At 69.8% G+C, this 19,980-nt stretch carries 9 protein-coding genes; 7 read left to right on the top strand and 2 right to left on the bottom strand.

Features of this window, described 5'->3' with window-relative positions; all coding sequences use genetic code 11:
* Nucleotides 1-8: 8 nt before the first annotated feature.
* Genes EV192_RS15350 through EV192_RS15320 form a run of 7 tightly spaced genes read left to right on the top strand, consistent with a single transcriptional unit; the run spans nt 9 to nt 18,515 of the window.
* Entirely contained in the window at nt 9-3,434 is a 3,426-nt protein-coding gene (locus EV192_RS15350) for a type I polyketide synthase (protein WP_132115751.1), read from the top strand.
* Complete coding sequence (locus tag EV192_RS15345) at nt 3,431-5,653, top strand: SDR family NAD(P)-dependent oxidoreductase (protein ID WP_243726856.1); 2,223 nt, start codon at nt 3,431-3,433, stop codon at nt 5,651-5,653. Before EV192_RS15350 ends, EV192_RS15345 begins: the two co-directional genes overlap by 4 nt.
* Nucleotides 5,653-11,880, top strand: a complete 6,228-nt coding sequence (locus tag EV192_RS55750; RefSeq protein ID WP_132115749.1) for a beta-ketoacyl synthase N-terminal-like domain-containing protein — start codon at nt 5,653-5,655, stop codon at nt 11,878-11,880. The genes EV192_RS15345 and EV192_RS55750 overlap by 1 nt, the downstream gene beginning before the upstream one ends.
* Nucleotides 11,877-13,448 (top strand): PfaD family polyunsaturated fatty acid/polyketide biosynthesis protein, encoded by a 1,572-nt coding sequence (locus tag EV192_RS15335; protein WP_132115747.1) that lies wholly within the window; start codon nt 11,877-11,879, stop codon nt 13,446-13,448. Before EV192_RS55750 ends, EV192_RS15335 begins: the two co-directional genes overlap by 4 nt.
* A complete protein-coding gene (locus EV192_RS15330; RefSeq protein WP_132115745.1) occupies nt 13,445-15,208 on the top strand; it encodes an acyl-CoA dehydrogenase family protein in 1,764 nt (587 codons plus the stop codon). Before EV192_RS15335 ends, EV192_RS15330 begins: the two co-directional genes overlap by 4 nt.
* Nucleotides 15,196-16,953 carry an acyl-CoA dehydrogenase family protein gene (locus EV192_RS15325; protein WP_132115743.1) on the top strand — a complete coding sequence of 586 codons (1,758 nt, stop codon included), beginning with the start codon at nt 15,196-15,198 and terminating at the stop codon, nt 16,951-16,953. The genes EV192_RS15330 and EV192_RS15325 overlap by 13 nt, the downstream gene beginning before the upstream one ends.
* Nucleotides 16,950-18,515: an MFS transporter gene (locus EV192_RS15320; protein WP_207926062.1), complete on the top strand. Its 1,566-nt coding sequence runs from the start codon at nt 16,950-16,952 to the stop codon at nt 18,513-18,515. The genes EV192_RS15325 and EV192_RS15320 overlap by 4 nt, the downstream gene beginning before the upstream one ends.
* Here the strand turns inward: EV192_RS15320 and EV192_RS15315 are convergent.
* Nucleotides 18,509-19,360: an alpha/beta fold hydrolase gene (locus tag EV192_RS15315; RefSeq protein ID WP_132115741.1), complete on the bottom strand. Its 852-nt coding sequence runs from the start codon at nt 19,358-19,360 to the stop codon at nt 18,509-18,511. The two genes, EV192_RS15320 and EV192_RS15315, sit on opposite strands and share 7 nt — an antisense overlap.
* Nucleotides 19,357-19,974 (bottom strand): TetR/AcrR family transcriptional regulator, encoded by a 618-nt coding sequence (locus EV192_RS15310; protein WP_243726855.1) that lies wholly within the window; start codon nt 19,972-19,974, stop codon nt 19,357-19,359. Before EV192_RS15310 ends, EV192_RS15315 begins: the two co-directional genes overlap by 4 nt.
* Between the last annotated feature and the right edge of the window lie 6 nt (nt 19,975-19,980).

Raw genomic sequence — 19,980 nt, 5'->3', positions numbered from 1 at the left:
GGGGAGACATGGAGACTCCGATCGCGATCGTCGGGCTCGGGGCGTTGTACCCGAAGGCCGGCGACCTGCGCGAGTTCTGGGACAACGTCGTCCAGGCCCGCGACTGCATCGAGGACGTGCCGGCGACCCACTGGTCCATTGAGGACCACTACGACCCGGACCCTTCGGCGCCGGACAAGACGTACTGCAAACGCGGCGGGTTCATCCCGACCGTGCGGTTCGACCCGATGGAGTTCGGCCTGCCGCCGAACACCCTCGAGGTCACCGACGTGCTGCAGCTGCTGAGTCTGGTGGTGGCCAAACAGGTCCTCGCCGACGCGGGCGCGCCCGGCTCGTCGTGGTACGACCCGTCCCGGACCGGCGTGGTGCTCGGGGTCACCGGCGCGAACTCGCTGACCCAGCCGCTGGCGACCCGGTTGCAGACCCCGGTGCTGAAACGGGTCCTCCGCGCGTGCCGGCTCAGCGAGGCCGACACGAAAGAGATCGCGGACAAGTTCGTCAAGGCGTTCGCGCCGTGGGAGGAGAACTCGTTCCCCGGCATGCTGGGCAACGTGGTGGCCGGCCGGATCGCCAACCGGTTCGACCTCGGCGGCACCAACTGCACGGTGGACGCCGCCTGTGCCAGTTCGCTGGCCGCGGTGCGGATGGCAGCGGCGGAACTGGCCAGCGGCCGGGCCGACCTGATGATCACCGGCGGCTGCGACGCGGAGAACACGATCCTGATGTACCTGTGTTTCTCCAAGACGCCCGCGTTCTCCCGGAACGGCACGATCCGGCCGTTCGACGAGTCCGGCGACGGGACCCTGATCGGCGAGGGCATCGGCATGCTGGCGTTGAAGCGGCTGGCCGACGCCGAACGGGACGGTGACCGGATCTACGCGGTGCTGCGCGGCATCGGCAGCTCCAGCGACGGCCGGTTCAAGAGCATCTACGCCCCGCGCAAAGAAGGCCAGGAAGTGGCACTGCGCCGGGCGTACGAGGACGCCGGGTTCGGCCCCGACCAGGTCGGCCTGGTGGAATGCCACGGCACGGGCACCGCGGTCGGCGACCTGACCGAGCTGACCGCGTTGCGTGCGGCGTTCGCCGCCGCGACCGACGACACCCAGTTCGCCGCGGTGGGCAGCGTGAAGTCCCAGATCGGGCACACCAAGGCCGCCGCGGGCGCGGCCGGGATGATCAAGCTGGCCCTGGCGTTGCACCAGAAGGTCCTGCCGCCGACGATCAACGTGGACCGCCCACGCGCAGCGATGGACTTCCCGACCTCGCCGTTCTACGTCAACACCGCGACCCGTCCCTGGATCGCCGACCCCGACCGGCCGGTCCGCCGCGCCGCGCTGTCGTCCTTCGGCTTCGGCGGCACCAACTTCCACTGTGTCCTCGAAGAACACGGCGGCCTCGAAGAACACGGCGGCGAGGTGACCGTGCTGCATCCGGTCGCCCAGGTGCACGTCTGGCACGCGCCCACTCCCGGTGAGCTGGTTTCCCGCCTGGAGTCGGACCCATCGGACTCGCCGATTCCCGCCGACCACGCCCGCCTGGCCGTGGTCGCCGTCGACGAGGCGGAACTAGCCCGGTTGCGAACCGAGGCAGCCCAACGCCTGCGCTCCTCGCCCGACTCGTTCGAATTCCCCGGCGCCTACTACCGCCGTCGAGCCCAGGTCGGGCCGGTCGTCGCCATGTTCGCCGGCCAAGGCAGCCAGTACGTCGGCATGGGCGCACATGCCGCGATGGCGATCCCCCCAATCCGCGCCGCCTTCGACCTGGCATCCACCGCCTTCTCATTGGGGCGTGTGGTGTTCCCTCCGCCGGCCTTCGACGCCGCCACCCGGGACGCTCAGGAGGACGCACTTCGCCGCACCGACTACGCCCAGCCCGCGGTGGGCGCGCTCGCGCTTGGCCAGTACCGCTATCTCGCCGGGTCCGGCTTTGTGGCCGAGGGCGCGATCGGGCACAGCTTCGGCGAGCTGACGGCGTTGTGCGCGGCGGGCAGTGTCACCGAAAGCGAGTTCGTGCGGCTGGCGTGGGCTCGAGGTCGGGCGATGAACCGCACTGATCCGACCGCCGACCCAGGCACGATGGCCGCAGTCAGTGCCGGCGTCGACTGGGTGAGGTCCATGCTCGCCGGGCACGCGGATGTCGTGGTGTGCAACATCAACGCCCCGGACCAGGTGGTGGTCGGCGGCGGCACCGAAGCCGTACGGGCCTTCGTCGACGACTGCCGGACCGCCGGTGTGGGTGCCAAGGAGATCCCGGTGGCGGCGGCGTTCCACACGCGTTATGTCGCGCATGCCGGGCAACTCCTCCGCGACGCTCTATCCACGATGGATATAGCTAAGCCGCGTTTCCCGGTGTACCCCAACGTGATCGACGCGTCGTACGGCGAGGACGTGGCCGCGAACCGGGACCTGCTGGTCAGGCAGCTCCACGAACCCGTCCACTTCTCGACCCGGATCGAGCAGATGTACGCCGACGGGTTCCGGATCTTCGTGGAGTTCGGCCCCAAAGCCGTGCTCGCCGGCCTGACCCGGCGGATCCTGGCCGACCGCCCGGACGTGGCGGTGCTGGCTGCCGACGCCGGCCCGGGACGGGACAGCGACCGGGCCATGAAACAGGTGGCCGCCCGGCTGGTCGTGCTGGGCCTGCCACTCAGCCGGCTCAACCGCTTCACCGCGGAGCGGCCGAAGCCCGAACCAAGTAAGGGAATGAGGGTTCCGTTGAACGGGGTGAACCACGTGTCCGAACAGCGCCGCCGTGACTTCGAAGAAGCTCTGCGCGTGAACAACCACACTGACCACATACCGGTGGCTCCCCCCGTGCGGGCTTCGGCGCCGGTTGTTCCCTCGGTCGCGGCCGAACATCTGGCGATGCACCGCGAGTACCTGGCCAACCAGCTGCGGATCGCCGAACGCCTCAGCGCGGTACTCGCCACCGAAGCCCAGCAGGGACCGCGCGAACCCGTCCTGGCCGGCATCAACGCCGTGGTACAGCACAGCGTCGCCATCGGCCAGAGTCACATTCACGCCAGCGAGGTCCTCCGCAGCGTCGCCCAGCTCGAAGCGGGTGCGCCGACGCCCCAACCAGCCGTCGACTATCCCCCGCCAGTGATCACCAGTTGGCACACCGAGGTCGAGCCCATCGTCGTCACGCACGAACCTGTCGTGATCGAACCGCGGGGCAATGTCCGGGACGCCGTGCTCCAGGTGGTGTCCGAGAAGACCGGGTATCCGACCGACATGCTGGACCCGAGCATGGATGTCGAGGCCGACCTGGGCATCGACTCGATCAAACGGGTCGAGATCATGGGTGTGCTGGGCGAGTTGTTCCCAGGGTCGGCGAGCGCGGGGCCGGAGCGGCTGGCCGAGCTGCGGACTTTGGACGACATCGTGGCCTTCCTCGGCGAGCCGGTGGAGGTGGCCGTCGGCCCAAAAGTGTGATCGGGCGGCACTGCGTCGGGCTGAGCCGGCTGCCGGCGGTGGACCGGATCGACCGGGTCCACCGGGCGTCGCCGGTGGCGTTGCTCGCGGGTGACCCGGGCCCGTTGGCGCAGGCGGTCACCGCGGCGCTTGAGGCCGCCGGTTGGGCTGTCCGCCGGGATCTGGACGGTGTGCGGGAGTTGGATCTCGCGTTGTGGATCGCCCCTTCGGCCCCGGACAGTGTCGCCGCGGCCAGCATGAGCCTCGCCGACGCGTTGCTGACCGCGAGGGACACCCAGGCCTTGCTCGAACAAGCCGGACGAGCCGCGTTCGTCACGGTAACCCGGCTGGATATATCCGAGGTGGATATATTGGAACGGGCCGTGCTCGGTGGAGTGTCCGGATTGGTCAAGACGTTGGCGATCGAGGCGCCGAGCATCTATTGCCGTTCCCTGGATCTGGCGCCACAGCTGGCCGAGCGCCAGTGCGCCGAGCTGGTGCTGGCCGAGCTGGCCGACAGCCAGGCGGACTTGGCGCACGTCGGGTACGACGCCGACGGAACACGTTGGACGGCGACGCTCAACGAAGGTCCACTATGGACGACGGGTCCCGAGGTCGCCGAACCGGGACCGGACGACCTGCTCGTGGTCACGGGCGGCGGCCGTGGCGTCACGGCCGCGTGCGCGATCGGACTGGCCGAACGCTACAAGTGCGGCCTGCTCCTGATAGGCCGCTCGCGGTTGAGAGAGCAGCCGGCGTGGGCTTGGGACGTTCCCGACGACGGCCTCAAGGCGGCGATCGTCACGCATCTGCGAGCCTCGGGCAACCCGACACCCCGGGATGTCGAACGGACGTACCGCGACCTGGTCGCCTCACGGGAGATTTCCCAGACGCTGTCCCGGATCCGCGAGATCGGCGGCCGGGCCGAATACCTTTCAGTCGACATCGCCGACGCGCCCGCCGTGGCGGAAGCGCTTGCCGGGTACCGGATCACCGGCTTGGTACACGGCGCCGGGGTGCTGGCCGACCAGGTGATCGCCGGCAAACGCGCCGAGGACGTGCTCCGGGTGCTGACCCCGAAACTCGCCGGCCTGGCTGCGGTGTTGGCGGCGCTCGACGGCCGAACCCTCCGGCACGTGGTGCTGTTCTCCTCGGTCGCCGGGTTCTTCGGCAACCGCGGGCAGGCCGACTACGCGATGGCCAACGAGGCGCTCAACCGGATGGCCGGTGTCCTCAAGCGACAGTACCCGGACAGCTCGGTGACCGCGATCAACTGGGGTGCGTGGGCGGGCGGCATGGTCACTCCGGAGCTGGCGCGGATGTTCACCGAACGCGGGGTCACGCTGATCCCGTTGGCGGAAGGCGTGCGGCACTTCGTCGACCAGTTCCGGCCGGAACGGTCACGGGACGTGGTGACCGTGGTCGGGCCACCCCTGTCGACCCGGACCGTGCGGTCCAGCGGAAGTCTGGTGCTGCACCGCGACATCAGCCGGATCGCCGGGCATCCGGTCATCGCCGACCACGCGATCGGCGGGCTGCCTGTGCTGCCCGCGACGGTCGCGATCGGCGCCGTTCTCAACGCTGTCAGCAGGATCCGGCCTGACCTGCGTACGCTCACCGACTTCGCTGTCCTTAAAGGACTAACTGGTTCGCCGGGCGACTTGCGGATGCGGATCGTCGAGCGCAGCACGCCGGGTTCCGTCGGCGTGCTGGTGCTCGACGAGTCCGACCGGCCCCGCTACCAGGCGGTGATGTCCGACACCGCGCTGCCGCCGACTCCCGTGCTGGCCAACCTCCCGGAGCCGACCCAGGAGGTGACCGCGTACGAGGACGGAACGCTTTTCCACGGTCCCAAGTTGCGCGGCATCCAGCGAATGACCGATGACCGGACGGTGTTCGCATGCTCTCTGGCCGACGCCGACCTGGCCGACGGCGCGTACGCCGTCGACACGTACAACCCGGTGCTCGCCGACCTGCTCCTACAGGCGGCGTTGGTGTGGGTCCGCCACCACCGTGGCGTGGCCAGCCTGCCCGTCGCGGTCGGTGGCGTGGAGTGTCACGCGGTGCTGCCGGACAACGAGGAGTTCTTCGTCGTCGTGGAGCAGACCGGCTCGGTCGAGTCACGGGAGATGTGCACGGTGACCGCGTGCTCACGAGGCGGCCGGGTGCTGTTGCGGTTCCGGGATGTGGACCTGGTGTGCAGCGAGGCGTTGGCGGACAAGTTCGCGGTGGGGGCGTGATGGAACTCGCGATCGTCGGCATGGCCTGCCTGCTGCCTGGCGCGGAAAGCCCGGAGGAGTTCTGGGACGCGCTGCGGTCCGGACGGGACCTGCGCACCGAAGGCGGCCGGGAGGTTTTCGGCACCGACGCGTCCGTCCCGGGCGGTTGGGGCGACGAACGCCACCGGATCACGGCCACCCGCGGCGGCTTCGTGCCCGACACCGGGCCGGAGAAGGTGATCCGCTGGCCGTTGCGGGTGGCCAGGCAGGCCCTGGCCGACGCGGGAATCCCGGCCGACGTCCTTGGCCGAACCGGGCTCATCCTCGGCAACTACGCGTTCCCCACGGAGGAGTCGACGAACCTGGCCCTCCCGCTGATCCACCGGGCTGTGACGGAGGGCGTGCGAGGCCTCGCGGTCCCCCCGGTCGAAGATCGCGATTACCGAGGGTTGCGGCCGTTCGGGCTGCCTGTGGAGGTGGTCGGCGACACGCTCGGCCTTGGCGGGCCACGGATCGCGCTCGACGCGGCCTGCTCGTCCATGCTCTACGCGCTCGCCCTGGCCCGCGACTACCTGGCCGCCGGCATGGCGGACGTGGTACTCGCCGGGGCGGTGTGCGCCCCGGACCCGGTGTTGATCCACCTGTCGTTCTCCAACCTGCATGCCTTTCCCCGCAACGGCGTCAGCCAGCCGTTCGACACCGACTCCACAGGCATCGTCACTGGTCAGGGCGCGGGTGTGTTCGTGGTCAAGCGGCTGGCCGACGCGATCCGGGACGAGGACCGCATCCACGCCGTCGTCGAGTCGATCGGGCTGAGCAACGACGGCGCCCGAGGCCACATGCTCACCCCGGACGTCGACGGACAGCTCGACGCGTACCGGCACGCCTATGCCGGCATCGACAAGTCCACCGTGGACTACATCGAGTGCCACGCGACCGGAACCCCGATCGGCGACAGCACCGAGCTACGCGGCGTCGAGGCGTTCTTCGGCCAACCACCCGCCCTGGGCTCGGTGAAGGGGAACGTCGGGCACCTGCTGACCGTCGCCGGCTTCACGAGCATGCTCAAAGTCATCCTGGCCATGCGGGCCGGCGTGCTGCCGCCGACCCTGGGCGTCAGCGAACCGCTGGCCGAGCAGGTCGTCCGCACCGAGCGCCCGTGGACCGGAACGCGCCGGGCCGGGGTGTCGGCCTTCGGCTTCGGTGGGACCAACGCGCACGTGGTCATCGCCGACAAGCCAGCGAGAGTCCCCCAGGACGACGACCCGGTCCGGCCGCCGCGACTGGCCGTGGTCGGCATCGGCGTCCGGCTGGGCGATGTCCGTACCCTGCCTGACCTGGCACGAGTCGTCCGGACCGGGGAACCCGTGCTCCGGCCGCGACCGGACGACCGGTGGTTCGGCGCGGACAAGCTCGACCCACCAGCGGCCCGGCTCGGGCCGGCGGGATACATTGATCACGCCGAGGTCGACTTGGCGGCCTACCACATCCCACCGGCCGACCTCGGTCAGTTCAACCCCCAGCACGCCGTGCTGTTCGAAGCCGCCGAGGCGGCGCTGACTGACGCGGCGCTCCCCCGGCGGTCGCGTGTCGCGGTCGTGGTCGCCATGGAGATGGAGCCCCGGACGCACACCCACCGGGCCCGCTTCGACATCGGCGCGCACCTCCGTACCGAGGTGACGTTGCCTCCAGAGGCGATGGACCGGCTGGAGGCGGCAGTGCGGGACGCCGTGCACGAGCCGTTGGGCGCCAACGAAGTGCTGTCGTACATCGGCAACATCATGGCCAGCCGGGTCTCGGCGTCCCGCGACTTCACCGGCCCGTCGTTCACCGTGTCCTCCAGTGCCCGCGCGCTTGAGGTCGCCGGTCTCCTGCTGATGGACCCCAGCATCGAGGCGGTCGTCGTCGGCGCCGTCGACCTAGCGTGTGGCGTGGAGAACGTCCTCGCCAGGACCTCCTCGACGCCTCCAGGCGACGGCGCGACTGTGCTCGTCGTGACCCGGCCAGGCGAAACCGGATATGCCACGATCGACGCCATCCGCATCGGCGGTGACCCGTTCGCCGACACCGGAATCAGCCCGGACCAGGTCGATTACCTTGAGGTGGACCACCCCGCCGCGCTCGCCGAGGCGTACCAGACCGGCGGCGACGAGCTGACCTGCGCGGTGGGCAGCCTGACCCCGCTCGTCGGCGACACCCAGCAGTGCGCGTTGCTGGCGTCGGTGGCCAAGGTCGCGCTGTGCCTGCACCAGGCGCAACTGCCGCCCACTCCGGAGTCCTTCGCCATGGATCCGACCGGTACACCCTGGTGCCGGCTGGAAGCGCCACAGCCCTGGCTGCGCCGCGGCCCCAAGCGGATCGCGGCCGTCGGCTCGGCCGGCGTCCACCTGATCATGTCGTCCGCCGCCCCGGCCCAACGGCTCGGCTATAGCGGTCCGTTCATCATCCCCCTGTCCGCCGACACCGGACGCGAGCTGGCCGAGGCCGCCGCCCGGTGCCTGGCCGACGTGGACGCCGGCAAGGTCCCGCACACACCATCCGGTCGGTACACAGCGGTGGTGGTCGCCACGGACACAGCCCGCCTACGGCAGGAACTGCTTGCCGCGCAACGGGATCTGCGAGCCGTGATCGACCAGGGCGGTGAATGGACCACGCCGTCCGGCAGCTACTGCACGGCTCGGCCGATCGGACCGGACGGCCGGGTCGCGTTCGTCTACCCGGGCGCGTTCACCACGTATCCCGGCGCCGGCCGGGACGTCTTCGGACTGTTCCCGCAGCTGCTGGCCGACTTCGAGGACGAGAGCGAAGGCCGGTTCGACCACGCCCGGCTGTTCCCGCGGGCACGTGCCGGCGTCGACCGCAGGGCCATGCTCCGGCACGAGGCGGACCTGCAGGAGGACATCCCAGTGATGCTCGCCGCCGGCACCAACATCGCCGTGCTGCACACCAGGATGCTCCGGGACGTGCTCGGCCTGCGCCCGGACGGCGGGTTCGGCTACAGCCTCGGCGAAAGCAGCATGTTGTTCGCGCTCGGCGTCTGGGATCCCGCCCATCGGGACGACGGCGCGCTGGCCGCGAGCCCGCTGTTCCAGGACCAGCTTCGTGGCCCCAAGCACCTGGTGCGCCGGACCTGGCGGCTGCCCGACGACACCCCGGACAGCGAGGTCTGGTCCACCCACGTGGTGCTGGCCGCGGTCGACGACGTCCGGGCCGCGATCGACGGACTGGACCGCGTGTTCGTGACCCATGTGAACACGCCGGGTGAGGTCGTGCTCGCCGGTGATCCCGTGCAGTGCCGGGACGTGATCGCCCGGTTGGGGTGCCGGGCCGCCAAGGCGCCGGCCAACCACGTCATGCACTGCCCGATCGTCGACCCGGAGCTGGACGCCCTGGCCGAGCTGAACGACTACCCGCTGGGCACCCCGGCCGAAGGCCTGGAGCTGTTGTCCGCGTACGACTACAGCGAGGTCGGCCCGATCGACCGGTCGGTGATCGCCGAGCGGATCGCGTACACGCTGTGCAGCACGGTCGACTTCAGCCGATTGGTCCGTACCGCGCACCAACGCGGGTTCCGGTACTTCGTGGAGGTCGGCCCCGGCGCGACCTGCACCCGCTGGGTCACCGAGACACTCGCCGGCGCGGAGCACCTCGCGGTGTCCGTGGATCGGCGCGGCGCTGCGGGCGCGACCGTGCTGGCGCAGGCGTTGGCCCGGCTGATCAGCCACGGCCTCAAGATCGACCTCGGCCGGCTGTTCGGGCCGGCGGCCCCTGAGGCACCCGCGCGCCGCACCCACACGGTTCGGTGCGGCGGCGAGGCGATCGTGGACCGGGTCCGACGGGCTGCCCAAGCGATCGAGCCCCAGGAAGTCGTCACCGTCGAGCGAGAACCCGCGTTGCGCACGATGGCCGGAACGATCGCCCAGGCGCACCGGGCGGTGCTGCGAGCACACACCGCTGTGCAGGAGCGCGCTCTGGACGCCCTATACTCCACAAAGGACGATGTGGTCTGGGGTCCGGACGACCTGCTCGAGTTCGCCAGCGGCAAGGTCGCGAACGTCTTCGGGCCGCGGTTCGCCGAGGCCGACAGCTACCCTACCCGGGTACGGCTCCCAGAACCACCGTACCTGTTCGTCAGCCGCGTCGTCGACATACAGGGAACGACCGGCACCTTCGAACCGGCGTCCATCATCACTGAATACGATATCCCGAACGATGCATGGTATACAGTAGACGGTCTGACGCCGTGCGCGGTGACCATCGAGGCCGGCCAGTGCGACCTGCTGCTGATCAGCTACCTCGGCATCGACTTCCGCACCCGGGGCGAACGGCGCTACCGACTCCTGGACAGCCGGCTGGTCTTCCACGGCGGCCTGCCGCGCGCCGGCCAGACCCTGCGGTACGAGATCGCCATCAACCGGTTCGTGTGGAACGGCGACAGCCTGCTGTTCTTCTTCGGCTACCGCTGTTACGCCGACGGGCAGCTGATCCTGGAACTGCTCGACGCGTGCGCCGGCTTCTTCTCCCCTGACGAACTGGACGACTCCCGTGGCGTGGTGGCGACCGCCGCCGATCATCGCCGTCGGGCCGCGTTCAAGAAGACCTGGTTCAAACCGCTCGCCCGGACCGACCGCACCGAACTGTCCACATCGGACTTGGCGAAGCTGGCCGCTGGCCGGCCGGGTGACGTGTTCGGCCCGGAATGGGACCAGCGCGCGGACGCCGCCAACCGGTCGCTGCGGCTGCCCGGCGAGATGCTGCGGATGGTCGACAGTATCCCGCGCATTGACCGGCTCGGCGGACCGTGCGGCCTGGGCGCGCTGACCGCGATCAAGCAACTGGACCCGGACGGCTGGTACTTCCGTTGCCATTTCCCGGGCGATCCGGTGCTGGCCGGTTCGCTGGTCGCCGAAGGCGGCGTCCAACTCCTCCAAGTGTATGCCGTATACCTTGGGATGCACCTGGTGCTGCCAGACGCGGAGTTCCAGTCCGTCCCCGGGCTGCGCACCGAGGTCAAGGTCCGCGGCCAGATCACGCCCGCCACCGAGAAGATCCGGTACGAAGCCGAGATCACCGGTCTGACCCTGCTGCCGCGCCCAACCGTCGTCGCCGACATCACGGTCTACGACGGCGACAAGCCGATCATCAGCATGCGGGACTTCGGCATCCAGGTCCGGGAGAAGCCAGGCACCCCGTACCGGCCGGGCCCGGGTGGCGTGCCGGAGTTCCTCGGCCGCCGCAACCACCGCGGCGAGCCAGCGTTCATCAACGAGTTGCATCTCGCGCACGCCGCCAAAGGCGACCTCGGCGTCGCCATGGGCCCGGAGTTCGACGTCTACGGACAGCGCCGCGCGCCGCACATCCCGAACGGCGACTTCCAGTTCGTGGACCGGATCATGAGCCTGGACGGCATCCGCGGCCGGCTCACCCCGGGCGCGGTGATGCACACCGAGTACGACTCGCCGCCGGAAGCCTGGTACTACGCGACCAACGCGGCCATGCCCAACTGCGTGTACATGGAAACGTCCCTGCAGGCGGCGATCCTGCTCGGCTACTACCTCGGCGCGACCCTGGCCAGCCCGACCGAGGAGTACAGCATCCGCAACCTGGACGGCCAGGCCACCCTCGTCAAGGATGTCGATCTCAAGGGCCGGACGATCCGGCAGCGGTCGACGCTGTTGTCCAGCCAGGCCGTCCCCGGGGCCACCCTGCAACGGTTCTCCTACGAGCTGTCCTGCGACGACGAGGTCTTCTACGTCGGTGAGTCGCTGTTCGGGTACTTCACCGCCGACGCCCTCGCCAACCAGGTCGGGCTCGACGCCGGCAAGTCCGTTCCCCCTTGGCGCCCGGTCGACGAGGTGGTCGTCGACGGCGGCAAGTACGGCAAGGGTTATGTGTACGGTCGCCGCCAGATCGACCCGACCGACTGGTATTTCGACTGCCATTTCCACCGAGACCCGGTGATGCCCGGCTCCCTCGGCGTCGAAGCCGTCCTGGAAGCCTTGCGGCGCTACGTGACCGACACCGGACTGGCCGGCGACTCGCCCACCTTCGCCCTGCCGGTGGGGGTGGCGATGAGCTGGAAGTACCGCGGCCAGATCCTGCGGACCGACCCGGAGATGGCGTTCGAGCTGCACGTCAAGGACATCCGGCACGAACCCGACCGGCTGCTGGTGATCGCCGACGCCAACGTCTGGCGAGGCTCCCTGCGCATCTACGAACTTACCGACCTCGCCGTGGAGGCGCGATGACCCGGACCACCGCGGCCGCCGTCCGCACTGATGTCGACGGGATCCGGCACGTTCTCGGTCGATTGGAGCTGCCGTGTTACGTCGTCGAAACCGGCGGCGGAGTCGGGCTGGCCACCGAACAACCCAGTGGCGCCAGGGTGATCGCCGCCGTCGGGCCGTTGCCGCCGGGCCGGTTGGGGTCGGCCGCCTTCCGGGCTAGACACCGCGTCGGGCACGCCTATCTCGGTGGCGCCATGGCCGCGGGCATCGCGTCCGAGGAGATGGTGGCCGCGCTCGCCCGGAACGGATTCCTGGGCAGTTTCGGGGCCGCCGGCCTGCTGCCCGAGCGGGTGGACCGGGCGCTGCGGCGGTTCGCCGCGGAGATCCCGGGGACGCCGTTCGCGGCCAACCTGATCCACAGCCCCAGCGAACAGGCGTTGGAGCGGTCCGCGGTCGAGCTGTACCTGCGGCACGGGGTGCGATGCGTTGAGGCGTCGGCGTTCCTCGACCTCACCCCGAACGTGGTGCGGTACCGGGTCGCCGGGTTGAGCCGGGCCGGCGACGGGTCGGTGACCGCGGCCAACCGGATCATCGCCAAGGTGTCCCGGCCGGAGGTGGCCGCCAAGTTCCTCCGTCCGGCGCCAGAATCCGTCGTGGCCGGGCTGTTGGCCGACGGGCTGATCACCGCCGAACAGGCAGCGCTGGCCCGTGGGGTGCCGATGGCCGACGACATCACGGTAGAGGCCGATTCCGGCGGCCACACCGACCGCCGCCCGCTGGTCGCGTTGTTTCCCACGATCGCCCGACTGCGTGACACCGTACAACGAGAACTGCGTTACCCCACACCGGTCGGGCTCGGTGCGGCAGGCGGAATCGGCACGCCCCAGGCCGCTGCGGCCGCGTTCGCTCTCGGCGCGGACTACGTGGTCACCGGCTCGGTGAATCAGTCCTGCGTGGAGGCTGGGACTTCGGACGCGGTCCGTCAGTTGCTCTGCGCCGCCGGCATCGCGGACTGCGAGATGGCACCGGCCGCGGACATGTTCGAGCTCGGCGTCGACCTCCAGGTGCTCAAGAAGGGGACGTTGTTTCCGATGCGCGCCAAGCAGTTGTACGAGCTGTACCGGCGTCACGACGGCTTGGACGCGTTGCCCGCCGCGGACCGGGACAAGCTGGAACGGCAGGTGCTGCGCCATCCGATCGAGCACGTGTGGGCGCAGGTCGTCGAGTACTTCGACCGCAGGGACCCGGACCAGGTCCGCCGGGCCGCGACCGACCCCAAACGCCGGATGGCTCTGGTGTTCCGGTGGTATCTCGGCATGTCGTCGCGGTGGGCGACCAGCGGTGAGACCGACCGCGCCGGTGACTACCAGATCTGGTGCGGCCCGGCGATGGGCAGTTTCAACGAGTGGGCACGCGGGACGTACCTGGCCGCGCCGGAGAACCGACGGGTCGCCGAAGTCGCGACGCATCTGATGCGGGGAGCCGCCTTCGTCACCCGGGTGCAGCAACTCGCACTCGCCGGGGTACGTCTTCCGGCCGCCTGCCGGGACTACCAGCCGGTGCCGTCGACCGACGGGAGCAGGCGATGAGCCGGACACTCTCGCCCATCACCTGGAGCGGTCCGTACCGCGACGCCGTGGACCTGGACCGGGCGCTCGGCGATCCCCGGGATCCGGTCAGCAACTTCGGGTTCGCGTCGATGGTGGAACGGGACGAGGCGGAGACGTATCCCGGCGCGTTGGCGGCCAAGGCCGACCCCATGCTGCGAACGGCTTTCCTGCCCGGGGGCCGGACCGCGGACGATACGATGATGATCGTCCGGGCGATCGGCCGGCGGGACGTCACGGTGATGCCGGCGACGATGTTCAGCATCACGGCGGCCACCTGTGTGCTGTTGTCTGGGTCCGAACCGCAGCGGGACCGGGTCCGGCGGCTGCTGGCCGACGGCTCGTCTATCGGCTTCGCCCTGTCCGAGTCGGAGCACGGCAGCGACCTGCTGGCCAACCAGTGCGTCGCTGAACCGTTGGACGGCGGCGGTTTCCGGCTGCGCGGCGAGAAGTGGCTGGTCGGCTCCGGCGGTCGGTGCGCGGCGCTGCTGCTGGTGGCCCGCACCGGCGGCCGGGGGCCGTCGGCGTTCTCGTGTTTCCTGCTCGACGGCCGGCCACTGCGGTCCGCGCGGGTGGCGGCGCCACAGCGCACGATCGGTATGCGAGGCATCGACTTCGCCGGGTTCCGGTTCGACGGCACCCGGATCCCACAGTCCACTTTGGTCGGCACAGTGGGTCGCGGGTTGGAGACGGCGATGAAGGCGATGCAGGTGGTCCGGGTCACCGGGACGGCCGCCAACCTGGCGTGCGCGGACACCGCGTTGCGGCTGGCGCTCGACTTCGCCACCGAGCACGTGGTCGGCGGCCGGACGTTGGTGGACCATCCGCAGACCCAAGCCGATCTTGGCACCGCGTTCACCGCCTTGCTCGCCGGTGACGCGGTCGCGCTTTCGGCCGCTCGTGCCCTGCATACTTTGCCTGGTGCGCAAAGCCTCTGGTCGAGCGTGACGAAGAAGGTGCTGGCCGACCTCTCCGACGAGGTGCTTGACCGCTGCGGTGACGTGCTGGGCACCCGTTCGGTCCTGCGGGACGGCCGGTTCGCGGCGTTCGACGTCATCCGGCGCGACAACCGCGTTGTCCGCCACATCGACACCGGTCCGACCGCGAACACCCGGTTGGTCGCCATGCAACTGGGTCAGATCGTCACTGCCCGGCTCGGCCTGGCCGGTGCGGATCTCGCGCCGACCTTCGCCCTGGACGCGGATCTCCCGCCACTGCGACTGTCCGAACTGGAACTGTCCACTCGCGGACGGGACGAAGTGACCGCCGCGTTGCCGTCGATCACCGCGTTCGCCAAGGCCGCGCTGGACGGCGACGAGCACGCGATCAGGGCGAGCAAGGCGATGTCGTCGGTCCAGGCGGCATTGGCGATGCTGCGTGAGGACGCGCTCGGATCCTTGGGACGGCGTGGCTCGGAAGCGGCCGTCGAGCTGGTCGAGTTCGCCGAACGGTTCTGCTACCTGCACGCGGCGGCCAGGTGTGTGCACCTGTGGTGGTTCAACCGGCACCTGCCGTTGGCCGGCCTGCCGCCCGGCACCGCGTCCTGGCTGTGGCCGGTGCTGGAACTGCTGCTCGACCGCGCCCACCAGCGTCACCGACGGCTGACTCGGGCCGCGCTGCCGGCGACCGTGGCGCTGGCCCGCCGGTTGCACGGCAGCGGACGGCTGTTCTCCTTGGTGCCGTTGCCGATGGCCGAGTCCAGTTCATCCACTGTGGAGGGACTCGCGGCATGGCCGGCGTGACCGAACTGGCCGCTCTGGTCGGCAGCCTGGAGCGGCATCTCGGTGACCCGTTCGACGATCTGCCGCTGTCCTTCGCCTCGGCACGTGCACACGACGAACGGGAGACGTACCCGCACCTGCCGTTGGCGTATCTGCACGCCTGGTCGGCCCAGGACTACGCGGTCCCGGTGAGTGCCGGCGGCCGCGCGGTCGACGTGCAGGACAGCCTGGCCCTGGTGACCCAGGTAGCCAGGCGGGACGCGGCGGTGGCGATGGCGATGTGCACCACAAGCCTGTCGTACATGCCGATCTGGGTCGCGGGCACCGACGACCAGCGGCGGCACTACGGGCAGCGGGTGATGGCCGGCGCGAAAATGTGTTGGGGGCTCACCGAGAGCGCGCACGGCAGCGACGTGCTCGCCAACGCGATGAGCGCCCGTAAAGCCGACGGCGGTTACCTGGTCAGCGGCGAGAAGTGGCTGATCGGCAACGGCACCTTGGCCGACCATCTCGTGCTTTTCGTGCGTACGGCGGAGCGCGGCGGTCCTGGCGGGTTCTCGATCCTGGTCGTGGACCGGCACACCGTGCCCGCGCACCAAATCCGGCCGCTGCCCAAGCAACGCCTGCACGGGGTGCGTGGCGTGGACACCAGCGGCTTCCGGCTCACGGACGTGTACGTGCCCTCCTCCGCGCTGGTCGGCGCCGAGGGGCGCGGCCTGGAGATCACCCTGAAGAGTTCGCATTCGATCCGGGTCATGGTCACGGCACTGGCACAGGGATGCGCGGACACGGCGTTGCGGCTGACGACGGATTTCGCCGTGACGCGGACCGTGTTCGGCCAGCGGGTGATCGACCTGCCGGTGTCCCGTCGGGCGCTTGTCGGCTGCTTCGCCGACTTGTTGATCGCTGACGTGGTCGGCACGTGCGCCGCGCGCAGCCTCCAAGTCGTACCCGAGCAGAGCAGCGTGTTCTCGGCGGTCGCCAAGCACTTCGTTCCGTCCACATTGGAGCGAACGGTCACCGAACTGGCCGCGGTGTTGGGCGCCAGGTACTACCTGCGTGACCACCCGCGGTACGGAGTGTTCCAGAAGCTCAAGCGGGACTTGCCGATCACCGGCTTCGCCGACGGGAACAGCCTGGTGAACCTGAAGAACATCGCACTGCAACTCGACACGTTGCTCGGCGCCCGGGACACGCCACCGACGGACCGGGCGAGGGTGGTGTTCGATTGGGACGCGGATCTGCCGGAGTACCGGCCGTGGGCGGCCGAACCGTTTCATCGTGGCGGTGATGACGTGCTGCTTTCCCTTGGCACTTCACTGGAGTCACTGCGTGAGCGCGCTGTGACGGCCGGCGGGCCCGAGGCCGACCGGCTCGTGCGATGCGTCCGGCTCGGTGAGCTGTTCATTGGCCAATTGGCCAGGGTGATGGCCGAACTGTCCAGTCTGCCCCGACGGTCGGCCCGCGAGTACGGGCAGTCAGCCGAACTGTTCGATCTGGCCGGCCAGTACACAGTGCTGCACGCCGCCGCGGCCTGCCTGGGCCATGCCGTCCATTCCGCGGGCTGGCTCGAAGGAACTCCCCTGGCCGGCGCGTTGCCGACACTGCTGTGCCTGGAGCGGTTGTGGCACCGGTTCGAGCCGCACAGGCGGTTCACCACCTCCTCAGACGTGGAGGCGGGGGCAGACGTCCTGCATACACTGCACGCGACGGGAAAGTCGTTCGGCTACCGCCAGTTCTCGCTTGCCAAGGAGGTGGGAACGTGAGAAGTGTGGCCAGGCGAGTCGCACCCGGCTGGACGATCCTGGCCGCATCCGTGCCGATGTTCATGGTGTCGTTGAACAATCTGGTCGTGACCAACGCGCTGCCCGCGATCCGCAAGGACTTCGGCACCGACGTCACGGACCTGCAGTGGGTGGTCAACGGGTACGTGCTGGCGTTCGCGAGCCTGCTGCTGACCGGCGCGGCATTGGGCGACCGGTACGGCCGGCGGCAGGTGTTCCTGATCGGTGTCGCGCTGTTCACCGTCGGGTCGGTGGCGTGTGCGTTGTCCGACTCGATCCCGGCGTTGATCACCGCGCGCGTGGTGCAGGGTGTCGGCGCCGCCGCAGTCCAACCGTTGTCGCTGACGTTGCTCGCCGCGGCGGTTCCGGAGCAGAAGCGCAGTGCCGCGCTCGGCTTGTGGGGCGGAGTCAACGGCCTGGGTGTGGCGCTCGGGCCGGTGGTCGGCGGCGCGGTGACCGAGGGCCTGGCGTGGCAGTGGATCTTCTGGATCAACGTGCCGGTCGCGGCGGTCGCGCTGCCGCTGGCGCGGTGGGCGCTACGGGAGAGCAAGGGCCGCGACCGTGGCCTGGACCTGCTCGGGATGGTTCTGGTGACCGCGGCCGTGACGCTGGCGGTCTGGGCGATCGTGGAGGCCGGCGAGAACGGGTGGAACGACTCGCTGATCGTCACCGCGTTGGCCGGCGCGGGCGTGCTGCTGACGTTGTTCGTCCTGTGGGAACGACGGGCGCCCCATCCGCTGCTGCCCCTGCGGTTCTACCGGATCCGGGCGTTCGTCGCGAGCAATGTGCTGTCGTTGTCGATGTTCTTCGGTGTGTTCGGCTCGATTTTCTTTCTCGCCCAGTACCTTCAGGGGCCGTTGCGGTACGCGCCGTTCGCCGCCGGCTTACGGACGCTGCCATGGACCGCGATGCCGATGATCTTCGCGCCGCTGGCCGGCTTGTTCACCGACCGGCTCGGCGGCGGCCGGCTGATGACAGTGGGCCTTGCCCTGCAAGGCATCGGGCTGGCCTGGATCGCGGCCCTGGTCACGCCGACGGTGAGCTACTCGGAGCTGGTGCCCGCGCTGGTCGTCGCCGGCGTCGGGATGGGTCTGGTGATCGGTCCGACCTCGGCGGTCGTGCTGGGCTCGGTGCAACCGTACGAACATGGCAAAGCCTCCGGCGCGAACAACACCGTCCGCGAAGTGGGCGGGGCACTGGGTGTGGCCGTGCTCACGACCGTGTTCACCACCAAGGCCGCGGAGGTGCCGATCCGCTCACGCGCCGACTTCACCCTTTCGTTCCTGCACGGGATGGTGCCGGCGATCTGGGTCGGTGTGGCCGTGGTCGGCGTTGGTGTCTTGGCCGGCCTGTTCATCCCGTTCCGGCAGGGCTACGACCTGCGGACAACGCCAATCCGCCTGGTGGTGCCGAAAGAAGAGTACGTAGGTCGGCATCGCCGCGCCGAGACCGCGTACGAACACACGACCGCCATTCCAAGACTCGACGCACGACCCATGCCGCCGCCGGCGAGGTATCGGCGACCGGTCCACAGTGATCAGTGAACCCCGATCTCCAGCAGGAACGGGATGATCGCACCGATGAAGTGCTCGTTGCGATCGCCAGCCACCATGTGTCCGGCGTTCGCCACTTCGACGCCCCGCGCCAGGGGAACCTTGGCACAGAACTCCTCGGCGACGTCTTCGCGCACCACGTCGCTGATTCCGCCGCGGACGAGCAGGATCGGCACGTCGGCGTGGCGTGCGGCGTCGAGGAGCCGGTCCGCCATGCCGGGCGGGTCCAGCCGGCCTTCGAGGCTGTCCAGCATTCGCGGATCCCAGTGCCAGACCCACCGGTCGCCGCGCCGCCGCAGGTTGTTCCGGAGGCCCTCAGGGTCGTCCGGGCGGGCACGATGCGTCAGGTAGGCGGACACCGCCGCGGCCGCTTCGTCGACGCTGGCGAATCCCTCCGGCCGGCCACGCATGAACTCGACAATCCGGCGAGCCCCCCGCGGATCCGGTCGATGGGCGACGTCGACAAGCACCAGAGCCCGAATCGACGCCATGGGTTCCTCCCCGGCGGCGAGCAACGAACTCACCCCGCCCAGCGACGCACCGACCAACACCGGCCGCCCGCCGACCTCGGCGACGAGCTCCCGAACGTCCCAGGCGAACAGTTCGAGGTCGTAGTCACCGTCGGCCGACCATCCACTGTTGCCGTGCCCCCGTAGGTCCACGGAGATGACCCGCCACCCCAATGTGGCCAGCCGGGGGCCGGTCCGCCGCCAAGCGTGCCGCGTCTGACCACCCCCGTGCAGCAGGATGAGAGGCGGCGAGGACGGCTGACCCCACACGTCCGCCACCAGTCGGATCCCGCCGCGACCCACAAAGCTCCACGCGCAGGCTGTCATGTCGCACCTCGAATCCGCAGCGGCGCCAACAGTTCATCGCGGTGCGGATCCGCGGCCGCCGCGGCCAGTACGACATCCAACGCGAACAGGCAACGCTTGAGAAACCGATCGTCGTCGATCAGTCCGGCCACCCACTGATGCAACGCCCCCACACAGGACGTGCCGACAACGGAAACCAACGCGTCCGGGTCAACGTCGTCCCTTAGGACGCCCTGGGTCCGTGCCTCCGCTATCGCCCGCCGAAGCTGGACGAGCGGACTGCGGCGAAACACCAGGCCGCTTTCCTCCCACCCACGCACCATCCGACGCGACACAACCGGATCGTCCACGAAAAGCCCGACCGTCAACCTGACCACCGCACGCGCGTCGAAGTCCCCCGACACCGCCAGCCGGCGCTCGAGGTCGTCCATGAACCCGGCAGCGAGCGCCTCCCAGATCTTGTCCCGCGGCCCGATCAGGTTGTACACAGTGGCCGGAGCGACCTCCGCCCGCTCGGCGATCCGCTCGGTACTGAGCACCGAGTCCGGACTGTCCCGCAGCAGCTCGCGCGCCGCGTCGAGGATCCGAGTCCGCCGCTGAGCCTTGTGCCGCTCCCGCAACCCCCCGTCAATCATCCACAC

The sequence above is a fragment of the Actinocrispum wychmicini genome (assembly GCF_004345645.1).
Taxonomy (GTDB): Bacteria; Actinomycetota; Actinomycetes; order Mycobacteriales; family Pseudonocardiaceae; genus Kibdelosporangium; species Kibdelosporangium wychmicini.
This window is presented reverse-complemented; position numbering and strand designations above follow the sequence as displayed.